The organism is Streptomyces sp. NPDC102278, from assembly GCF_044766345.1.
Taxonomy (GTDB): Bacteria; Actinomycetota; Actinomycetes; order Streptomycetales; family Streptomycetaceae; genus Streptomyces.
The window spans coordinates 22,871-40,274 of the sequence record NZ_JBIWLV010000027.1 but is presented as its reverse complement, the minus strand read 5'-3'; the positions used below and the strand labels follow the sequence as shown (position 1 = coordinate 40,274).

Here is a 17,404-nt window from a genome sequence, read left to right as displayed (position 1 = left end):
CGCGGCGCGGGGCCTACGGACCGGGGGCCTCGGTGGCGGTACCGGGCGCGGCCCCAGTCGCGGGCGTGGCGTTCGCCGCCCCGGTAGACCCGGTCCAGCAGGGGTGAGGATGCCTTGTGCCTCCGGTCGGGGCATCACCGCTTTCAGCGGGGTCCCGGTGCGTACGGGTTCTCCGGCCCCGATCGCGCTGAAGAAGGCCGCGTTGGCGTCCTCCGCCCTGTGTGCGGGGCCTGCCAGGGAGGCGAAGACGGCCGTGGAGTGGCCGAACAGGGCCTGCAGGTCATCCTCCGGGTGGCTGTGCACCCCTTCGATGTCACGTTCCGGAACTCGGGTCATCGCCCTGTCGACCTCTCGCGCGCCGGACGCGTCGAAGGCGCGGCGGTCCCGTTGCCGGATTCCCGTGAACCGGCGCCGGACGAGAGGGCGCTCTGCGGGGTGGGGTGCACGGCGATCACCTGGTCCAGGCCGGTCAGCGCGAAGACGCGGGCCACCGAGCCCGGGGCGGCCGCGAGGCGCAGTACACCGCCGGATCCCGTGCCCGGGCCGCCGTGATCGGGTGACGGTTCTCACGGTGCCGGGTTCCCGCCGCACGGGAGCAGGCGGTGTGTTCGTTCGGTGTACGTCCCGTGGGGGATGCCGCCACGAGGGGGGCCTGGTTGCCAAGGGACCGACAGATGGAGGATGGTTGCCGGAAGGCAAGGATATTTCCTTCGAGACGATGAGGTGAGGGGTTCGCGCAGCGGGCCTTCTACGTTTGGTGAATTCCACCCAGTCATCTGCCGGTTCGACCGCGGTGGGCATTCCGTGGGGCGAGGCCCCCTACCCGGTTCTGGTGGCGGACGCCGATGCGGACCTGCTCTTCGTCAACGAGGCGGCCGGCCTGGTCTTTCCGGACGCCCGCTCGGGATCGGCGCTGTCGGACGCGGTGCCCGCGTGGCTGTCGTCGGCGCACGCGCGGTACCTGCGGGCGGTTCCCGGACAGCGCCCCGGCGCCGATCGGAGACCGATGGTGCAGGGCCCGGTCGGCGACCGTACCTACGAGGCACATCCGACGGTGCGTGAGGACGGCACGGTGGTGTGGTGGCTGGTCGACGACACCGACCACCGCCTGGCCCGTGAAGCCCTGCGAATGGAGCGGGAGCGCACGACGTTCCTGACCCAGGCCTCCAACCTCCTGCTCTCCTCACTCAATCTGGACCGGTGCATGGACGTCACGGCGCAGATGGCCGCGGAGCACCTCGCCGACGCGGCCTTGGTGATCGCCCCGTCGCGCGGCCGTGAACTGCCCGTGGTGGCCTGTGTTCGCGGCGGAACTCCGAGGACGTTCGGTGTGGGCGCCGATCCCGACGAGGTACCGGGGCTCGGGGAGGCTCTCCAGGGCTTCCCGCCCGTTCCCTCCCGCTGGATCGATCCCGATGCCGCGCCCTCGTGGCTCATTCCCGACGGCTTCGGCGCGGTGGGGTCGATCGTCATCACTCCCCTGCCGGGGCACGGGGTGCCCGCCGGCGCCCTGGTGCTCCTGCGCCATGCCGACGGCGCCGCGTTCACGGAGGACGAGGAGGTCTTCGCCCGGCTGTTCGCCGCCCGCGCCGGCGCCGCGATGTCGGCCGCCCGCCTGTACGCGGAGCAGGCCTCGATCACCGAGACGCTGATGCGGGAACTGCTGCCCCCGTCGCTGCACCAGGTGTCCGGTGTCGAGTACGCGGGCGGTTACCGGCCCTCACTGGAACACGAGCGGATCGGCGGGGACTTCTACGACGTCCACCCCCCGGCGGTGGAGGGCGAGTCCTCGCTCGTCGTGCTCGGGGACGTGTGCGGCAAGGGCCTGGAAGCCGCGGTGATGACGGGGAAGATCCGCAACACCCTGCACGCCCTGCTGCCCCTGGCGGACGACCACCAGCGGATGTTGAGCCTGCTGAACACCGCGCTCCTGAACACGCACGACGCCCGCTTCGCGACCATGGTCCTGGCCTCCGCGGCACGCGAGGGGAACGCGGTGCGGTTGCGCCTGACGAGTGCCGGTCATCCGGCGCCCCTGATCCTGCGTTCCGACGGGCGGGTCGAAGAGGCCGCCACCCAGGGCACCCTCGTCGGCGCGCTGCCGACGGTCACCGCCAGTACGGCGCTGGTCACGCTCGCACCGGGTGAGGTGTGCGTCCTCTACACGGACGGGATCAGCGAGGCGCGCGGCGGACCGCTCGGCGGGACGATGTTCGGCGAGGCCCGCCTGCGCCGCGCGCTTTCGGAGTGCGCGGGCATGCCCGCCGAAGCCGTCGTGGAGCGGGTGCAGATGCTCGCCTCCCAGTGGGTCGGGACGGGCCGGCACGACGACATGGCCGTCGTCGTCATCTCCGCTCCGCGCACCAACCACCTGAGCGCGGTGGACGGTCACACCCGGGGGAGGTTCACCGCGTGAGCCCACGGGAGACGGAGGCCGCCGCGGCGGCGCAGTTGGCGAAGGAGTTGTGGGAGGGGGCCCTCGGCTTCGACGAGGCGGCCGTGATCGCGGCCGTTCTGCGGGCGCTGGACGAGGGTCTGGACGCCGAGAGCGTCCTGCTCGACGTGATCGCCCCCGTTCAGGGCCGGGTGGGCGAGGAGTGGGCCGCCAACCGCATCACCGTCGCGCAGGAGCACGCCGCCACCGCGATCAACGAGCGAGCGGTCGCCGCGCTCGCCCGGCATCCCTCGGCGCAGAGGACTCCCACCCGGGGCCGGGTCACGGTGGCCTGCGTGGACGGCGAATGGCACGCCCTGCCGGCCCGGCTCCTGGCCGAGGTGCTGCGGCTGCGCGGCTGGCACGTCGACTACCTCGGCGCCCAGGTCCCCATGCCGCACCTCGTCGCGCACCTGCACCGCACCGGCCCGGACGCCGTCGCCCTCTCCGGTTCGATCGCCACGCGTCTGCCGACCGCGCACGCGACGATCACCGCCTGCCAGGCGGCCGGTACGCCCGTGCTCGTGGGCGGAGCCGCGTTCGGGCCCGACGGCCGCTACGCACGGCTGTTGGGCGCGGACGCCTGGGCGCCCGACGCCCGCTCCGCCGCCGACTGCCTGGCCCGCGCCCCGCTGCCGCGTCCCCAGCCGGCCCATCAGGCCATCGACGACCTCCCGCACCTGAGTGACCAGGAGTACACCCTCGTCGCCCGGACCCGCCCGCAACTCGTACGGGTGGTCTTCACCGGACTGGAGGACGCCTACCCGGCGATGCGCGGCTACAGCGAGATCCAGCGCGAACGCACCGCCGAGGACCTGGCCCACATCGTGGAGTTCCTCGCCACCGCCCTGTACGCCGACGACGAGGAGCTGTTCGCCGGATTCATCCGGTGGACCGCCGATGTGTTGACCTCGCGCGGTGTCCCCGCCCACTCGCTCCTGCCGGCCCTGGCGCTCCTGGGCCGCGAGTTGAAGGACTTCCCCCGCGCGGCCGGCATCCTGCGATCCGGCTCCGCCCGCTTGACCAGTAGCCCTCTCACCACCGCCGGGACCGCCGAATGACCAACCCGCCCACCAGCCCGCTGCACGTGACGTGCGTCGACGCGGAGGAAACCGTGCGCATCGAACTGCGCGGCGACCTGGACCACGACAGCGCGGACCTCCTCCTGGACGCCGTCGGCCGCCTGCTGATCGAGCGGACCGGCCTGCGCGACCTGCACCTGCACTGCGCGGAGGTGACCGCTGTCGACTCGACCGGTCTGTCGGTGCTGCTGATGATCAGGCGGCACACCGACGCGGCGGGTCTACGCCTGCACCTCGACGACCGGACGGCGAAACTGGACCGGCTCCTGCAAGTCACCGGTACGCTGGAGCACCTCACGGACACAGGGGGCACGTCCGGATCCTCCACCGCGGAGAGACCGTCCGCCACTTCGGAGAAGTCCATACCGGCCCGCTCCGGCAGCCCGGACACCGGCGTCTGACGCCGGAACGCGCCGGCGCGCCGAGCGATCCGGTCGTGTGGAGGGAACACAGATGCCAGTACCGGCCACCGACCCGCACGGCACCGGCCACGAAGAGGCCCGCTCCGTCGGGGACATCGTCGAACTCCTCGACGTCATATGGGAGAACGCCCGCCAGAACACGGCGGCTGCCCCCGCCTCCACCTCCCAGCTCCGTCTGATGTACCTGGTCGACCGCCGGCCGGGCATCCGCATGCGCGCCCTGGCCGACTTCCTCGGCGCGGCAGCGCCCTCCGTCACCCGGCTGTGCGACCGCCTTGAGGCCATCGACTTCCTTGAGCGCCATCCCTGCCCGGACAGCGGCCGTGAGATCACGCTGAGGCTGACTCCGGCCGGGCGGACACATCTGGCGCGGATACGCGAGAACCGTGAGCAGACGCTCGCCCAAGCCCTCGAATCGATGACCACGGACAACCGCCGCGCTCTGGCCACAGGACTCGCGGCCCTGAAACTCGGCATCACGGCCGCCGCCTTCCCCCAGCAGAAGAACCCGTCCCGTGACCCGGCCTCCTGACCCGGCCTCCCGACCCGGCCGCGGGAGCGCCGCCTCGCCGGGCCGGGTCAGGTGCGGCGCGCCCATTCCTCGGCGAGCAGGCGGTAGGAGCGGACCCGGTCCTCGTGGTCGTGCGTGATGGTGGTGATCAGCAGTTCGTCGGCGCCGGTGGCTTCCTGGAGCCGGTCGAGGTGGTCGGCGACCGTCCGCGCCGAGCCCACGAACTGCGTGTCCACCCGGTCCGCGACCAGCTCCCGGTCCGCGTCCGTCCACGGCAGTGCGCGTGCCTCGTCGGGCGTCGGGAAGGGGATGGCGCCCTCGGCGGTACGGATGCTGCGCACCCAGGGCGCGTACCCGGTGGCCAGCTCGCGCGCCGTGTCGTCGTCCTCGGCCACCACGACGTCGGCGGACACGGTCAGGTACGGCCGGTCCAGCTCGTCCGAGGGCTTGAACGCGGCGCGGTAGCCCTCCGCGGCCTCCAGCACCGAGGCGGGACTGACGTGGTAGTTCGCCGCGAAGCGCAGGCCGTTGCGGCCGGCGGTCTCCGCGCTCACCCCGCCGCTGCTGCCCAGGACCCACACCTGTACGTCGGCGCCCTCGCCCGGTACCGCGTGCGCCTCCACGCCCTCCGGGGAGCGGTACTCGCCCCGGAGCAGGGCCAGTACGTCGGACACCTGCTCGGCGTAGTCCTGCGGGGTGGCTCCGGGAAGGTTCAGCAGCCGCTGTTGGAGGGCGACGCGCGGGTGGCCGAGGAGGTGGGCGAAGGAGAAGCGGGACGGGATCAGGAGGCCGTTCGCCGTCCTCCCCTGGAAGGGCGGCTCGGCGTCCGGCGCGGGCTTCGGCGGGCGTCCGGCCGAGCGGCCCAGCCCCAGGTCGAGGCGGCCGGGGTGCAGGGCGTCGATCAGGCCGAACTCCTCGACCGTGGACAGCGCGGTGCGGTGCCCCAGTTGGACGGCGCCCGAGCCGATGCGGATCGTCGTGGTCGCGGAGGCGGTCAGCGCGAGGACGACCGCCGGAGAGGTCCCGGCGACGCCCGGGTTGAGGTGGTGCTCGGCGAACCAGTAGCGGGCGTAACCGAAGGTCTCCGCCTGCCGGGCGAGGTCGATCGTGTGGTGCAGGGCCTCGGTGGCGGTGGAACCGGAGGCGATCGGTACGAGGTCGAGGACGCCGAGGGGGATGCCGGACATGGCCGTACTCCTTACAGGTCGGGGGCAGGGGGGAAGGCGGGGTCCGGGATCGAGCGGCGCAGCACCGGAGCGACCTGTGACTGGAAGAGTTCGAGGGATGCCCGGTGTTCGGCGTCGGTGAGTCCGCCGGGTTCGGCCTGGAGGTGCACAACCGTGTGGCCGAACTCCTCGTGGTAGCGGTGCACCTTCTCGATCACCTGTTGTGGGCTGCCGATCAGGGCCGAACTCCGCTCTACGAAGTCCTCCAGGGTCGCGAAGACAGGTTCTACGCCCTGCGCCCGGTGGGCGGCGAGGTAGCGCTCGAAGGACGGCCGGTACGCCGCCACCGCCCTCTGCGAGGTGGCCGCGGTGTGGAAGCCGGCCGTGCCCGCGCCCACGACGGCGTGGGCCGGGTCGCGTCCGTAGTGCTCCCAGCGTTCGCGGTAGTGGCGGATCAACTCGGCGTACGGAGCGATCGGATGGGTGACGTTCGCCGAGAACAACGGATCGCCGTGGCGCGCCGCGAGGTCGACTGACTCCCGGCTCGTGGCGCTGCCGTGCCAGACGCGCAGGGTCCGCTGGTAGGGCCGGGGCAGTACCTCGGCGCGGGTCAGGGCGGGCCTGAAGCGCGGCCGCGCGGTCACCTTGTCCTCGTGCCAGAGCCGTCGGAACAGTCCGTACCCCTCCGAATTGCGTTCCCACTGGTCGTCGGGGCTCACGTCGAACAGTTCGCGCTGTGCCGTGCCGTTCCCCTTGCCGATCATCAGCTCCAGGCGACCGTCGCTGAGGTGGTCGAGCGTCGCGTAGTCCTCGTACGCCCGTACCGGGTCGAGCAGGCTCAGCGTGGTCACCGCCGTGTACAGCCGGATCTCGCTGGTCAGCGCCGCGATGTGGCTGAGGACCACGGGCGGGGACGAGGACAGGAACGGTCGCTCGTGGCGTTCGCCGACCCCGAACCCGTCGAAGCCGAGTTGCTCGGCCTGCACCGCGGCGGAGACGACCTGCCGGAAGCGCTCGCGGACGGGCGTCGGGGCGCCCGTCACCGGGTCGGCGCTGTCCGTGATCAGGGTGATGGCCAGGAACTTCACGGGGCCGCGACCTCCCGGTCCACGCCGGGTACGGAGATCCCCAGGTGGTCGCGCAGGGTGGTGCCCTCGTACTCGGAGCGGAACACCCCCCGCTCCTGGAGCAGCGGGACGACGGTGTCGGCGAAGACGTCCAGGCCGCCGGGGGTGAGGTGCGGGACCAGGATGAAGCCGTCGGCGGCGTCCTGCTGCACCAGGGAGTCGATCGACTCGGCGACCGTGGACGGGGTGCCGATGAACGTCTGGCGGGCGGTCGTCGCGATCACCAGCTCACGGATCGAGAGGTTCTTGGCCTCGGCCAGCTCGCGCCACTCCCGTGCCGTGGTCAGGGGGTCGTGGAACTGCCGCACGCCGGCGCGCCCGAGGGCGATGGTGTTCTCGCCGACCTCGGGATCGACGTCGGGGAGGGGGCCGTCCGGATCGTAGGCGGACAGGTCCCGGTTCCAGACGTGTTCCAGGTACTTGATCGCGGTCTGCCCGCTGACCTGGAGGCGGCGGATCTCGTGGGCGTTCTCGTGGGCCTCGGCGTCGGTGTCGCCGAGCACGAACGTGGCGGCGGGCAGGATCTTCAGCTGGTCGGGCGTGCGGCCGTACGCGGCGAGGCGCCTCTTGACGTCGGCGTAGAACGCGCGGCCCTCGTCCAGCGTGGCGTGCCGGCCGAAGATGGCGTCGGCGCCGGAGGCGGCGAACTCGCGTCCTTCGTCGGAGTCGCCCGCCTGGAAGATCACCGGCCGGCCCTGCGGGCTGCGGGGCACGTTGAAGTGGCCCTCGATGTCGAAGTGCCGTCCCCGGTGGGCGAAGGCCCCGGCGCGGGCGTCCCGCAGGAAGGTGCCCGCCCCGGCGTCGGCGGCGATCTCCGAGCCGTTCCACGAGTCGAACAGCTCGTTTGCGGTGGACAGGAACTCCCGGGCGCGGGAGTAGCGCTCCTCGCGGGGCAGGAATCCGCCGCGCCGGAAGTTCTCCCCGGTGAAGGCGTCCCAGGAGGTGACCACGTTCCACGCGGCGCGGCCCTCGGAGAGGTGGTCGAGGGAGGCGAACTGGCGGGCCACCTCGTACGGTTCGTTGAAGGTCGAGTTGATGGTGCCCGTCAGACCGAGCCGCTCGGTGACGGCCGCGAGGGCGGCGAGGACGGTGAAGGTGTCCGGGCGGCCCACGACGTCCAAGTCGTATATCTTCCCGCCCTGTTCACGCAGCCGCAGTCCCTCGGCGAGGAAGAGGAAGTCGAACTTGGCGCGTTCGGCGGTGCGCGCGAAGTGGGTGAACGAGTCGAAGTCGATGTGGCTGCCCGCCGCCGGGTCGCCCCACACGGTGGTGTTGTTGACGCCCGGGAAGTGGGCCGCGAGGTGGATCTGCTTGAGCGGCTTGGTACTCATGGTTCGGTTCGTCCTTCCGGAGCTTCCGGGTCAGGCGGCGGTGCCGGCGGAGGGCGGCGTGGCGTAGCGGTTGGCCGGGTGGGGGTCCAGTCCCAGCAGTCCGCGCAGGGTGTCCGCCTCGTAGGCGGTGCGGAAGAGGCCGCGCCGCTGGAGTTCGGGCACCAGCCCGCGGGTGACGGCGGGCAGGTCGTGCGCGATCACGCCGGGCCGCAGCCGGAAGCCGGACAGTCCCGCCGAACGTCGCTCCGCGAGCAGGTCCGCGAGCCGGGCGGGGGTTCCGACGAACACCTCGGAGTCTTCCTCGTACGGGTGGCCCGCGAGCGCGTCGAGGCGTTCCTTGCGTGCGGCCGCCGCCGGGCCGTCCTCGTCGAGGAAGACGGTCAGCTCCCCGAAGAGGCGCAGGGGCTCCTCCCCCGGGGCGGCCGCCTCCCGGGCCCGCAGGATCGCGGCGACGGCGGACGCCGACCCGGCGGCGTCGCGCGCGCTCACGTATCCGATGTCGGCGGAACGGGCGACGAGCCGGTACGAGGCCTCCCCGTCCCCGGGGGCGCCCACCGCGCTCACCACGGGCCGGCCCTGCGGTGGGCGCGGGGTGATCGAGGGCCCCCGGACGCTGAAGTGGCGGCCCTCGAAGTCGATGTAGTGGAGCTTGTCCCGGTCGATGAACCGGCCGGTGGACACGTCACGGATCTCCGCGTCGTCCTCCCAGCTGTCCCACAGCCGCCGGATCACCTCGACGTGGTCCGCGGCCTCCTCGTACAGGTCCGCGCCGGACAGCGGGGCGGGCCTGCGGCCGAAGTACCGCTCCTCGTGGGGCAGTCCGGAGACCTGGACGTGCACGCCGGCCCGGCCGCGGCTGACGTGGTCGAGGGTGGCGATGGCCTTCGAGATGTGGAAGGGCTCGGTGTGGGTGGTGGTCACGCTCGGGACCAGACCGATGTGCCGGGTCAGCGGTGCGATGCGGGCGGCGGTCAGGACGGCGTCCAGCCGCCCGCGGACGAGGTCCGTGCGCCCGTCCGGACCGTCGGTCGAGGTGGACTGGAGGGCGAGCCCGTCGTCGAAGGTGACGAAGTCGAGCAGACCGGCCTCGGCCTCCGCCACCGCGTCGGCCCAGTAGCGGGCGGTGAACAACGCCTCGGGGCGCACCCCGGGCTCGCGCCAGGCGGCGGGGTGCCGGCCGGCGCCGTCGAGCGCGACGGCCAGGTGGAGCGGTGCGGAGGATGACGAGGAACCGGAAGGGGACGGAGTGCCAGAAGGTGACGGGGATGCGGACACGTCGAAATGCGCCTTCCTGATCGGCGTACGGAAGATGAGCCGGTGCGGGGTCGCGAATTCGTCCCGTCAGCCATTTCTTCGAAAAACGCTACGCCCGATGGAGGGGGCATACAATGACCGCAATATTAAGAGAACTTGGCAGCAGTGTTGAGCGGTGTTCCCGGGGCACGCAGGGCCATGAAGAACGGCCGGCGGCGCACGGTGAAACCGATCGACTCGTAGAGCCGGATCGCTCCGGTGTTGCTCGCGGCCGTGTGCAGGAACGGCACCTCCCCCCGCTCGCGGATGCCCGCGGCGACGGCGCGCACCAGGCGCGTGGCCAGCCCCTTGCCGCGGTCTCCGGGACGGGTGCACACCGCGCTGATCTCCGTCCAGCCGGGCGGGTGCAGTCGCTCGCCTGCCATGGCGACCAGTCGGCCCTGGTGGCGGATGCCGAGGTAGGTGCCCAGTTCGACGGTGCGGGGCAGGAAGGGTCCCGGTTTCGTCAGCTCGATCAGGTCCAGGATCTCGGGTACGTCGGCGGGGCCGAGCCGCACCGCCTCGGGGGCGGGTTCGGCGCGCAGGGAGGTGTCGACCAACTGGACTCCCTCGATCGTGTCGACGAGCTCCCAGCCGTCCGGCGGGGTCAGCACCCCGGCCAGTGTCACGATCCCGTCGGCGCCGGTCAGGGAGCGCAGGCCGTCCCAGGACCGGGGGTCGGCCGGATCGGCGATCGCGGCGAACGGGGCGACGTCCCGGGCGTAGCGGGCGGCGTGGCCGCCGGCTCGCTCGGCGAAGGCCGTGTGCGGGCCGGACAGCGAGGCCCAGGCCGGGTTGTCGAGGATGTGCGGGGTGACCGAGGTGGGGGTGGCGGCGCTCATGGGGACGAGGCCCTCCTTCCGTGGGGCGGCCCGGGCCGGCGTCGGCCCGCGGGTTCAGGAGTTGGTGACGGGCAGGCCGGGCGGGTTGACCTCGGAGGTGGTCACGGCCTCGTTGGGCAGGTTCCACGCGGTGAGGAGTTGCGTGTACTGGCCGTTCTTGATCAGGTGGTTGATCGCTTCCGCCACCGGCGCGGCCAGACCGCTGTCCTTCTTCGACGTCGCGGCGATCAGTCCCTGGAGGGACTCGCCCGCCCCGGAGAACGAGCCGGCGTTGCGCGTGGGGGCGTTGCCGCTCGCGGTCTGGGTGATGTGGTAGGCGATCGAGGGGTTCGGCCCGAAGTTGAGGTCGATCTTCTTGCCGCTCAGCGCCAGGTTGACGCTGTTGGCGTCCGGGAAGTACTTGACCTCGACGTCCTTGCCCTCGGACCGGAGCTTCTTCTGCCACTCCAGGAGGATCTTCTCCTGGTTGGTGCCCGAGCTGACCGCCACCTTCTTGCCGGCGAGGTCGCGGTGGTCGCCGCTGAAGTTCCAGGTGTTCTCCTTGAGCGCCTCGAAGGCCAGGTTGTCCTGCCGGTAGGAGGCGAAGTCGTACTTCTTCTTGCGTTCCTCGGTGACCGTGACGTTGGTGAAGGCCACGTCGACCTTTCCGCTGTCGATGCCGACGAAGAGGTTCTCCCAGGTGAAGTTCTTCACCACGGGCTTGAGTCCCAGGGTCGCGGCGACCAGTCGACCGAGGTCCGGCTCGGCGCCCGTGAAGGTCTTCTGGTCGGTGCCGACGTAGGCGAGGGGCGGGTATCCGGCGGGCAGGGCGCCGACTCCGATGACCAGTTCCCCGCGTTCACGTACGGCTTTGGGCAGGTGTGCCCGCAGGGATTCCACGACCGGGGCGGACAGTTCGGCCTGCCGGGCGGCTCCGTTGGAGACGGCGCCGATGGTCACCTTGCCCGTCGCGGTGCCGGCGTCGGTGGCGTTCGCGTCACCGCCGCACGCGGTGAGCCCAGAGGCGAGAGCCACGGTGGCGGTCGCCGCGCCGAGGCCGCGGACGAGTCTGGTGCGCAGGGTGGACTGGCGTTGCATGGCGTTCCTTCGTCGAGGGTTCGGTGAGGTGGGGAGGTAAGTGGGAAAGGGGGCACGCTGCGCCCGGGGCCGAGGGCCGGTGGGCCCGGTCCGGGATCCGGGGAGGTCAGAGCACCTTGCTCAGGAACTCGCGCGTACGCGGGTGTGCCGGGTGGTCCAACACTTGTTCGGGCGGGCCCTGTTCGACGATCCGGCCCTCGTGCAGGAAGACGACCTCGTCGGCGACCTCGCGGGCGAAGCCGATCTCGTGGGTCACGATCACGAGGGTGGTGCCCCCGGTGGCCAGGTCCTTGATCACGGACAGGACCTCGCCGACCAGTTCGGGGTCGAGCGCGGAGGTGGGTTCGTCGAAGAGGATGACCCCCGGCCGCAGCGCGAGGGCCCGGGCGATGGCCACCCGCTGCTGCTGTCCGCCGGACAACTGTCGCGGGTAGGCGCCGGTACGGTCTCCCAGCCCGACGCGCTGCAACAGTTCGCGCGCCAGTGCCTGCGCCTGTGGGCGGGGCAGCCGGCCGGTGGCCACCGGGGCGGCGGCGACGTTGTCCAGCAGGGTCAGGTGCGGGAAGAGGTTGAAGTTCTGGAAGACGAAGCCGATCCGGCTGCGCTGGACGAGGATGGCCCGTTCGCCGAGTTCCTTGAGCCGGTCCCCGTGGCGTTGGACGCCGATCAGCTCGCCGCCGACGCTGACGTGGCCCGCCTCGGGCTTCTCCAGGTGGTTCAGGACGCGCAGCAGGGTGGACTTGCCGGAGCCGGAACGGCCCAGGATCACCGTCACGGTGCCCGGCGCGACGGTCAGGCTGACCCCGTCGAGGACGCGGTGGCCTCCGTACCACTTGTGGACGTCGTGCACCTCGATGGCGGCGGGCCGGACGGTCGCGGCGAGGTCGGTCGCGGTCATCGGGCCGTCTCCTTCCGGTGGCGGATCCGCAGGTCGCGCAGGCTTGCCCGGCCCCGCTGAAGGGGGGTGGGCGGTACGGTGCGCAGCGCGCCGCGGGCGTAGTACCGCTCGACGTGGAACTGCGCGAGGGAGACCAGGCTGGTGAGGATCACGTACCAGACGGTCGCCACCAGCAGCAGGGGCACCACGTCGCCGGGATAGGTGCCGGCCAGGCTCTGTACGGAGCCGAACAGGTCGAGCAGGGACACGTAGAAGACGAGCGAGGTGGCCTTGAGCAGGCCGATCAGCTGGTTGACGTACGAGGGGACGATCGACCGGAGCGCCTGCGGGAAGACGATCCGGGCGAACTGGTAGCGCCGGGGCAGGCCCAGTGCCGCGGCCGCCTCGTGCTGGCCCTGGTCGACCGAGAGGACACCGGCCCGGACGATCTCGGCCGCGTACGCCGCCTCGCACAGGCTCAGGCCGACCACCGCGACGACGATGTCGGTGGCGAGCCGGGACTCGTCGAAGGTGAAGAACGCGGGTCCGAACGGCACGCCGACGCTGAGGGTGGGGTAGAGGGCGCTGAGGTTGTAGAGGAAGAGCAGGACGACGATCAGCGGCACGGAACGGAAGAGCCAGATGTACGTCCAGCTCACCGACCGCAGTACCGGGTTGCCGGAGAGTCGGCCGAGGGCGAGCAGGACGCCGCCCGCCAGACCGGCGACCGCGCTGTACGCGGCCACCTGGAGGGTGATGAGCAGTCCCTCCAGGACGACCGGGCGCAGGAACCAGTACGCGAAGCGGTCCCACTGGTAGAAGGGATTGGTGATCAGCCCGTGGGCCGCCTGGGAGACCAGCACCAGGACGACGGTGGCGGCGACCCACCGCCCGGGCCGGCGCAGCGGGAGGACCCGCGCGGCCGGACCGGGCGGCCCGGAGGGGGCGACGGGCGCGGAGAGGAGCAGCGATTCGGTCAAGGACACTCCAGCGGCTGCGATAAGGAGCAGAATCGGGAAAAGCAGCCGTCATGCCGGACAGGAGAGGCCGCCGATATCGTTTATCTGCGGCGTAAGCTAGGCAGCCCCGAGAGGGGGTGTCAACGGTCTTGATATCGGAAAGCGGAGAAGCGCGTACCGATTTCATCCGCCGTACACACAATGCCTCCTGGTGAAATGAAACGGGGCCGCGACGGCCGCGATTTCGGGTCAGTGGCCGCCGGGCGCGGTCACCGTGCGCAGCCGGGCGCGCAGGCCGGCGAGCCGGATCCGCAGCCGCCGCAGTGGTGTGGGGGGCAGGTCGCGGGAGGTGCCGCGGGCGTAGTACCGCTCGACGTGGAACTGACCGGCGCTCAGCACGGTGGTGACGGCGACGTACCAGAGGGTGGCCACCATCAGGAGCGGGATGACCTGGTAGTTCTGGTTGTAGACCAACTGCACGGAGTACAGCAGGTCGTGGACGGCCAGGACGCTGACGATGCTGGTGCCCTTGAGGGTGCCGATCAGCATGTTCCCGGCGGTCGGCACGATCGAGCGCATCGCCTGCGGTACGACGATGCGGCGCAGGGTCCGGCGCCTGCTCAGGCCGAGCGCCTGTGCGGCCTCGGTCTGGCCGGGATCGACGGAGAGGATCCCGCCGCGCACGACCTCGGCGGCGTACGCGCTCTCGTGCAGGGTCAGGCCGATGACGGCGGTGAGGGTCGGGCCGAGCAGGTTCACCGTCTTGACGGAGAACAGCTCGGGTCCGAAGGGGATGCCGAGGCCCAGGGTGGGGTAGAGGGCGCCGATGTTGAACCAGAACAACAGCTGCACCAGTAGCGGTGTGGAGCGGAAGATCCACACGTAGCCCCAGCTCAGCGTGCGCAGCACCGGATTGCCGGAGAGGCGCATCACCGCCAGCAGGGTGCCGAGCAGGAAGCCGAGCACCATCACCGCGCCGGTCAACCACAGCGTCAGCAGCAGCCCGTCGAGTACGGCGGTGGTGGTGAAGTACCGTCCCACCACCTCCCATTGGAAGGCGTCGTTGCGGACGATGGAGGCCAGCACCATGGCGAGGACCAGCAGGGCGACGGCCGCGGACAGCAGGCGGCCGATGTGCCGGCGGGGCACGATGGGCGGCACCTCGGCATCGAAGCCGTGTTCGGCTTCCGCGGGCTTCGTAACGGACCCGGCCGAGGGTGCGGGGTCGGGAGCGGGGACGGCAGTGGAGTCGGACACGTCGGCGGCGTCGGACACGTCGGAAGGGATGGCCATGGGAAGGCTCTCCAAGGGAGGGAGGCGGGCGCGGATGACGGCCCGGCGGCGCCGGGGCCGCCGGGAAGCGGATGCTCGTGTCGTCACGCTCGCCGCGTCCCTCAACGCGACCGGAACGGCTTCCGCGCGCGGCGGAACCCGTCCTCCGTCGATCGTATGCGCCCGTGGCATGCCGGTGTCAACCGTGCGTGTTCCGTACGCCGAGGCCGTCCGGCACGCGGGCCTTTGCTTGACGAAGCGCCTCATGTACTGCTCAAGTAGTCATATGAATGCCCATCAGCGCTTGTTCTCGCGCGACTACATCGACTTCGGTCGGGTGTGGTCCGCGGCGTGTTGCGCCTGACGCGGCAGCGGGCTGTCTGACCGGCCCTTCCCTCCCTCGGTGACCCCGTCGCGGGCCGAGTTCTCCCTTCGCGTCACCAGCGTGCGCGTGCTGCGGCCCGCGTGAGAAGGCGCTGCCGCGAGCCCGGACGTGCGCTGCCGCGCGACCCCGATCACTCCTCCCGACGCCCCGCGTCGTCACGCCCGTACCGTCGCCCCGCCGCCCGCGCTGCGCCCATCCGACGCGCGCGCCTACCTGACGTGTCCTCACATTGTGCTGCACATACGGCGGTTCAGTCCTGCCCGAGCGCGCCCCCGCCCCACCACCGTTCCCGAAAGGCCACCCCATGCCCGTGGAATTCCTCGGCATAGCCGCGACCAACGACGGCTCCGAAACCACCGCGCGCTCCGGCGCGGCCTTCGACAAGGAGTACACGCTCCGGCTCGCCCGGGCGCACGAGGACCACGACTGGGACCGGGTGCTGTTCGCCTACGGATCCGGTTCCCCGGACCCCGCCCCGGCGGCCGCGTACATCGCGAGCAGACTGGACCGCCTCCAGATCCTGCTCGCCCACCGCCCCAACGTCTCGTACCCCACCTTCGCCGCCAAGACCTTCGCCACCCTCGACCAGATCAGCGAAGGCCGGCTGGCCGTGCACTTCATCACCGGCGGCAACGATCACGAACAGGGCCGGGAGGGCGACACCCTCACCAAGGACGAGCGCTACGCCCGCACCGTCGAGTACATCCGGATCGTCAAGAGGATCTGGACCTCCCGCGAGCCCTTCGACCACGAGGGCGAGCACTACCGCTTCCACGACTTCGTCAGTGACGTCTTCCCCGTTCAACAGCCGCGCCCCGCCGTGTCGTTCGGCGGTTCCTCGGCCGCCGCGTACGCCGCCGGCGGAGCGGAGGCGGACATCTACTGCCTGTGGGGTGAACCGCTGGAGCAGACCGCCCAGCAGATCGACGCGGTGAGGGCCGCGGCGGAGGCCGCGGGCCGCACGGACGTCCCCCGCATCCAGGTCGCGTTCCGTCCGATCATCGCCCCGACCGAGGAACTGGCCTGGGAGAAGGCCCACCGCACGGTGGGAGCCATCAAGCAGCGCCGGGAGGCGGGCCTCGCACGCCACCACCGCAACGGGGTCCTGCACGCCGCGGCCCCCCAGAACACCGGATCACAACGGCTGATCGCCATCGCCGAGGCCGGCGAGCGCTACGACAGGGCGCTGTGGACCCCGACCGCCGCCGCCACCGGTGGCGCGGGCAACTCCAACGCCCTGGTCGGCACCCCGGAGACGGTCGCCCAGGCCCTGTTGGACTACTACGACCTCGGCGTCGACATCCTCTCGGCCCGCGGCTACGACCTGCTGGGCGACGCCGTCGACTTCGGCCGGTACGTGATCCCGCTCGTCCGCGAGGAGGTCGCGAAGCGCGACGCCGCGCGTGGAGCCCGACAGGACGCCGCGAACGCCGCGCGCTCCCCCCGAGAGAACCTGACGGCGGTACGCGGATGACCTCCGCGACGTGCGCGCCCCGCCCGGCCGGCACGCCCCTCCCGATCGACACGCCCCGCCCCGTCAACACACCCCGCTCGGTCAACACGCCCCGCCCCGTCAACACACCTCGCTCGGTCAACACGCCCCGCCACGGAAAGGCCTCCCCGCTGTGAACCTCCCCGGGAACGGGACCCGCTCCCACCTCCGCGCTCTCGCCGCCTTCGCCCTCCTGCCCCTGCTGACGCTGACGGCGGCCTGCGGATCCGACGGCGGGGCGCCTGCGGTGGCGGGCGCCCAGGTCTCCCCCGCGCCGGCCGACGACCCGGTCGCCGGCGTCCGCACCGTGGACACGATCGCCGCGCTGCTCCCGTCCGGCGTCCGTACGGCGGGCACCCTGCGGGTCGGCAGTTCCGTCGGCGCCCCGCCCTCGGCGTACTACCCGAACGGGCAGGACAAGCCGCCCGCCGGTCAGGACATCGACATCGCCGACGCGGTGGCCAAGGTCCTCGGCGTGAAGCTGGAACGGCAGGACGCCTCCTTCGAGACGATCCTCCCCGCCCTCGGCAGCGGCAAGTACGACTTCGGCACGGGCAACTTCGGCGTCACCGCCGAGCGTCTGAAGTCCATCGACTTCGTGACGTACATCAACGACGGTCAGGGCTTCGCGGTCAAGACGGGCAGCACCACGCTGACCGGCAAGGTCGACGATCTCACGCAGTTGTGCGGGCTGACGATCGGCACCGGGGCGGGAACGACGTTCGAGAAGACCCTCACCGCACAGAAGGGCGTGTGCGCCGCGGCGGGCAAGAAGCCCTACGAGGTCAAGGTCTTCTCCGAGAACGGAGCCGTGACCACCGCGCTCCAGCAGGGTCGCATCGACGTCGTCATGTCGACGATCAACGGCCTGCGCTACCAGGCGGCGCAGCCCGCCGCGCGGTCCACCTTCCTCGGCGAGTACCACCGCCTCGACGTCGGCTTCGCCTTCAAGAAGGGCTCCCCGCTGACCCCCGCCTTCCAGGCAGCGGTCAACGAGCTGATCAAGAACGGGACGTACGACCGGATCCTGAAGAAGTGGGGCACCACCGATTCGAAGATCGACACGTCGCGGACCAACCCGGCCGAACACACGTGAGCGTCTTCCCCGGTCCCGTCGGTCAGCGCACCGAGAAG

At 71.5% G+C, this 17,404-nt stretch carries 15 protein-coding genes; 6 read left to right on the top strand and 9 right to left on the bottom strand.

Annotation, left to right across the window (positions count from 1 at the left end; genetic code table 11):
- Window positions 1–754: 754 nt before the first annotated feature.
- From ACIRO3_RS34925 to ACIRO3_RS34910, 4 genes are read left to right on the top strand one after another with little or no spacing between them, the layout of a single operon-like run.
- Window positions 755–2,416: a PP2C family protein-serine/threonine phosphatase gene (locus tag ACIRO3_RS34925; protein WP_404143550.1), complete on the top strand. Its 1,662-nt coding sequence runs from the start codon at window positions 755–757 to the stop codon at window positions 2,414–2,416.
- On the top strand, window positions 2,413–3,495 hold the full coding sequence (locus ACIRO3_RS34920; RefSeq protein ID WP_404143548.1) for a B12-binding domain-containing protein: 1,083 nt from the start codon (window positions 2,413–2,415) through the stop codon (window positions 3,493–3,495). The genes ACIRO3_RS34925 and ACIRO3_RS34920 overlap by 4 nt, the downstream gene beginning before the upstream one ends.
- A complete protein-coding gene (locus ACIRO3_RS34915) occupies window positions 3,492–3,917 on the top strand; it encodes an STAS domain-containing protein (protein WP_404143546.1) in 426 nt (141 codons plus the stop codon). The genes ACIRO3_RS34920 and ACIRO3_RS34915 overlap by 4 nt, the downstream gene beginning before the upstream one ends.
- Before the next feature lie 52 nt (window positions 3,918–3,969).
- Complete coding sequence (locus ACIRO3_RS34910; RefSeq protein WP_361783394.1) at window positions 3,970–4,470, top strand: MarR family transcriptional regulator; 501 nt, start codon at window positions 3,970–3,972, stop codon at window positions 4,468–4,470.
- A gap of 47 nt (window positions 4,471–4,517) precedes the next feature.
- Here the strand turns inward: ACIRO3_RS34910 and ACIRO3_RS34905 are convergent, their stop codons facing one another.
- From ACIRO3_RS34905 to ACIRO3_RS34865, 9 genes are all read right to left on the bottom strand, one after another.
- Complete coding sequence (locus ACIRO3_RS34905) at window positions 4,518–5,636, bottom strand: LLM class flavin-dependent oxidoreductase (RefSeq protein ID WP_404143544.1); 1,119 nt, start codon at window positions 5,634–5,636, stop codon at window positions 4,518–4,520.
- A gap of 11 nt (window positions 5,637–5,647) precedes the next feature.
- Window positions 5,648–6,703 (bottom strand): LLM class flavin-dependent oxidoreductase, encoded by a 1,056-nt coding sequence (locus tag ACIRO3_RS34900; protein WP_404143543.1) that lies wholly within the window; start codon window positions 6,701–6,703, stop codon window positions 5,648–5,650.
- A complete protein-coding gene (locus ACIRO3_RS34895; RefSeq protein ID WP_404143542.1) occupies window positions 6,700–8,073 on the bottom strand; it encodes an NtaA/DmoA family FMN-dependent monooxygenase in 1,374 nt (457 codons plus the stop codon). The genes ACIRO3_RS34900 and ACIRO3_RS34895 overlap by 4 nt, the downstream gene beginning before the upstream one ends.
- A 30-nt stretch (window positions 8,074–8,103) precedes the next feature.
- Window positions 8,104–9,348 carry an LLM class flavin-dependent oxidoreductase gene (locus ACIRO3_RS34890; RefSeq protein ID WP_404143540.1) on the bottom strand — a complete coding sequence of 415 codons (1,245 nt, stop codon included), beginning with the start codon at window positions 9,346–9,348 and terminating at the stop codon, window positions 8,104–8,106.
- A 125-nt stretch (window positions 9,349–9,473) separates the two neighbouring features.
- Entirely contained in the window at window positions 9,474–10,208 is a 735-nt protein-coding gene (locus ACIRO3_RS34885) for a GNAT family N-acetyltransferase (RefSeq protein WP_404143538.1), read from the bottom strand.
- A gap of 54 nt (window positions 10,209–10,262) precedes the next feature.
- Entirely contained in the window at window positions 10,263–11,285 is a 1,023-nt protein-coding gene (locus ACIRO3_RS34880) for a transporter substrate-binding domain-containing protein (protein ID WP_361783413.1), read from the bottom strand.
- Window positions 11,286–11,391: 106 nt separating this feature from the next.
- The gene (locus ACIRO3_RS34875; protein WP_404143536.1) at window positions 11,392–12,183 is read right to left on the bottom strand and encodes an amino acid ABC transporter ATP-binding protein; all 792 of its coding nucleotides are present in this window, start codon (window positions 12,181–12,183) and stop codon (window positions 11,392–11,394) included.
- Window positions 12,180–13,142, bottom strand: a complete 963-nt coding sequence (locus ACIRO3_RS34870; RefSeq protein WP_404143534.1) for an amino acid ABC transporter permease — start codon at window positions 13,140–13,142, stop codon at window positions 12,180–12,182. Before ACIRO3_RS34870 ends, ACIRO3_RS34875 begins: the two co-directional genes overlap by 4 nt.
- A gap of 228 nt (window positions 13,143–13,370) precedes the next feature.
- Window positions 13,371–14,414 carry an amino acid ABC transporter permease gene (locus tag ACIRO3_RS34865; protein WP_404143532.1) on the bottom strand — a complete coding sequence of 348 codons (1,044 nt, stop codon included), beginning with the start codon at window positions 14,412–14,414 and terminating at the stop codon, window positions 13,371–13,373.
- A gap of 668 nt (window positions 14,415–15,082) precedes the next feature.
- Between ACIRO3_RS34865 and ACIRO3_RS34860 the strand changes: the two genes are divergently transcribed.
- Together ACIRO3_RS34860 and ACIRO3_RS34855 are read left to right on the top strand one after the other, a co-directional pair.
- Window positions 15,083–16,252 (top strand): LLM class flavin-dependent oxidoreductase, encoded by a 1,170-nt coding sequence (locus tag ACIRO3_RS34860; RefSeq protein WP_404143530.1) that lies wholly within the window; start codon window positions 15,083–15,085, stop codon window positions 16,250–16,252.
- 151 nt (window positions 16,253–16,403) lie between these two features.
- Window positions 16,404–17,366, top strand: a complete 963-nt coding sequence (locus ACIRO3_RS34855) for an ABC transporter substrate-binding protein (RefSeq protein ID WP_404143528.1) — start codon at window positions 16,404–16,406, stop codon at window positions 17,364–17,366.
- Window positions 17,367–17,404: the final 38 nt, after the last annotated feature.

Excerpts from the sequence above, each read along its gene's own strand:
- ACIRO3_RS34880 (WP_361783413.1), bottom strand. The coding sequence starts at position 11,285 with ATGCAACGCCAGTCCACCCTGCGCACCAGACTCGTCCGCGGCCTCGGC.
- ACIRO3_RS34895 (WP_404143542.1), bottom strand. The coding sequence starts at position 8,073 with ATGAGTACCAAGCCGCTCAAGCAGATCCACCTCGCGGCCCACTTCCCG.
- ACIRO3_RS34885 (WP_404143538.1), bottom strand. The coding sequence starts at position 10,208 with ATGAGCGCCGCCACCCCCACCTCGGTCACCCCGCACATCCTCGACAAC.
- ACIRO3_RS34910 (WP_361783394.1), top strand. The coding sequence starts at position 3,970 with ATGCCAGTACCGGCCACCGACCCGCACGGCACCGGCCACGAAGAGGCC.
- ACIRO3_RS34915 (WP_404143546.1), top strand. The coding sequence starts at position 3,492 with ATGACCAACCCGCCCACCAGCCCGCTGCACGTGACGTGCGTCGACGCG.
- ACIRO3_RS34865 (WP_404143532.1), bottom strand. The coding sequence starts at position 14,414 with ATGGCCATCCCTTCCGACGTGTCCGACGCCGCCGACGTGTCCGACTCC.
- ACIRO3_RS34905 (WP_404143544.1), bottom strand. The coding sequence starts at position 5,636 with ATGTCCGGCATCCCCCTCGGCGTCCTCGACCTCGTACCGATCGCCTCC.
- ACIRO3_RS34875 (WP_404143536.1), bottom strand. The coding sequence starts at position 12,183 with ATGACCGCGACCGACCTCGCCGCGACCGTCCGGCCCGCCGCCATCGAG.
- ACIRO3_RS34860 (WP_404143530.1), top strand. The coding sequence starts at position 15,083 with ATGCCCGTGGAATTCCTCGGCATAGCCGCGACCAACGACGGCTCCGAA.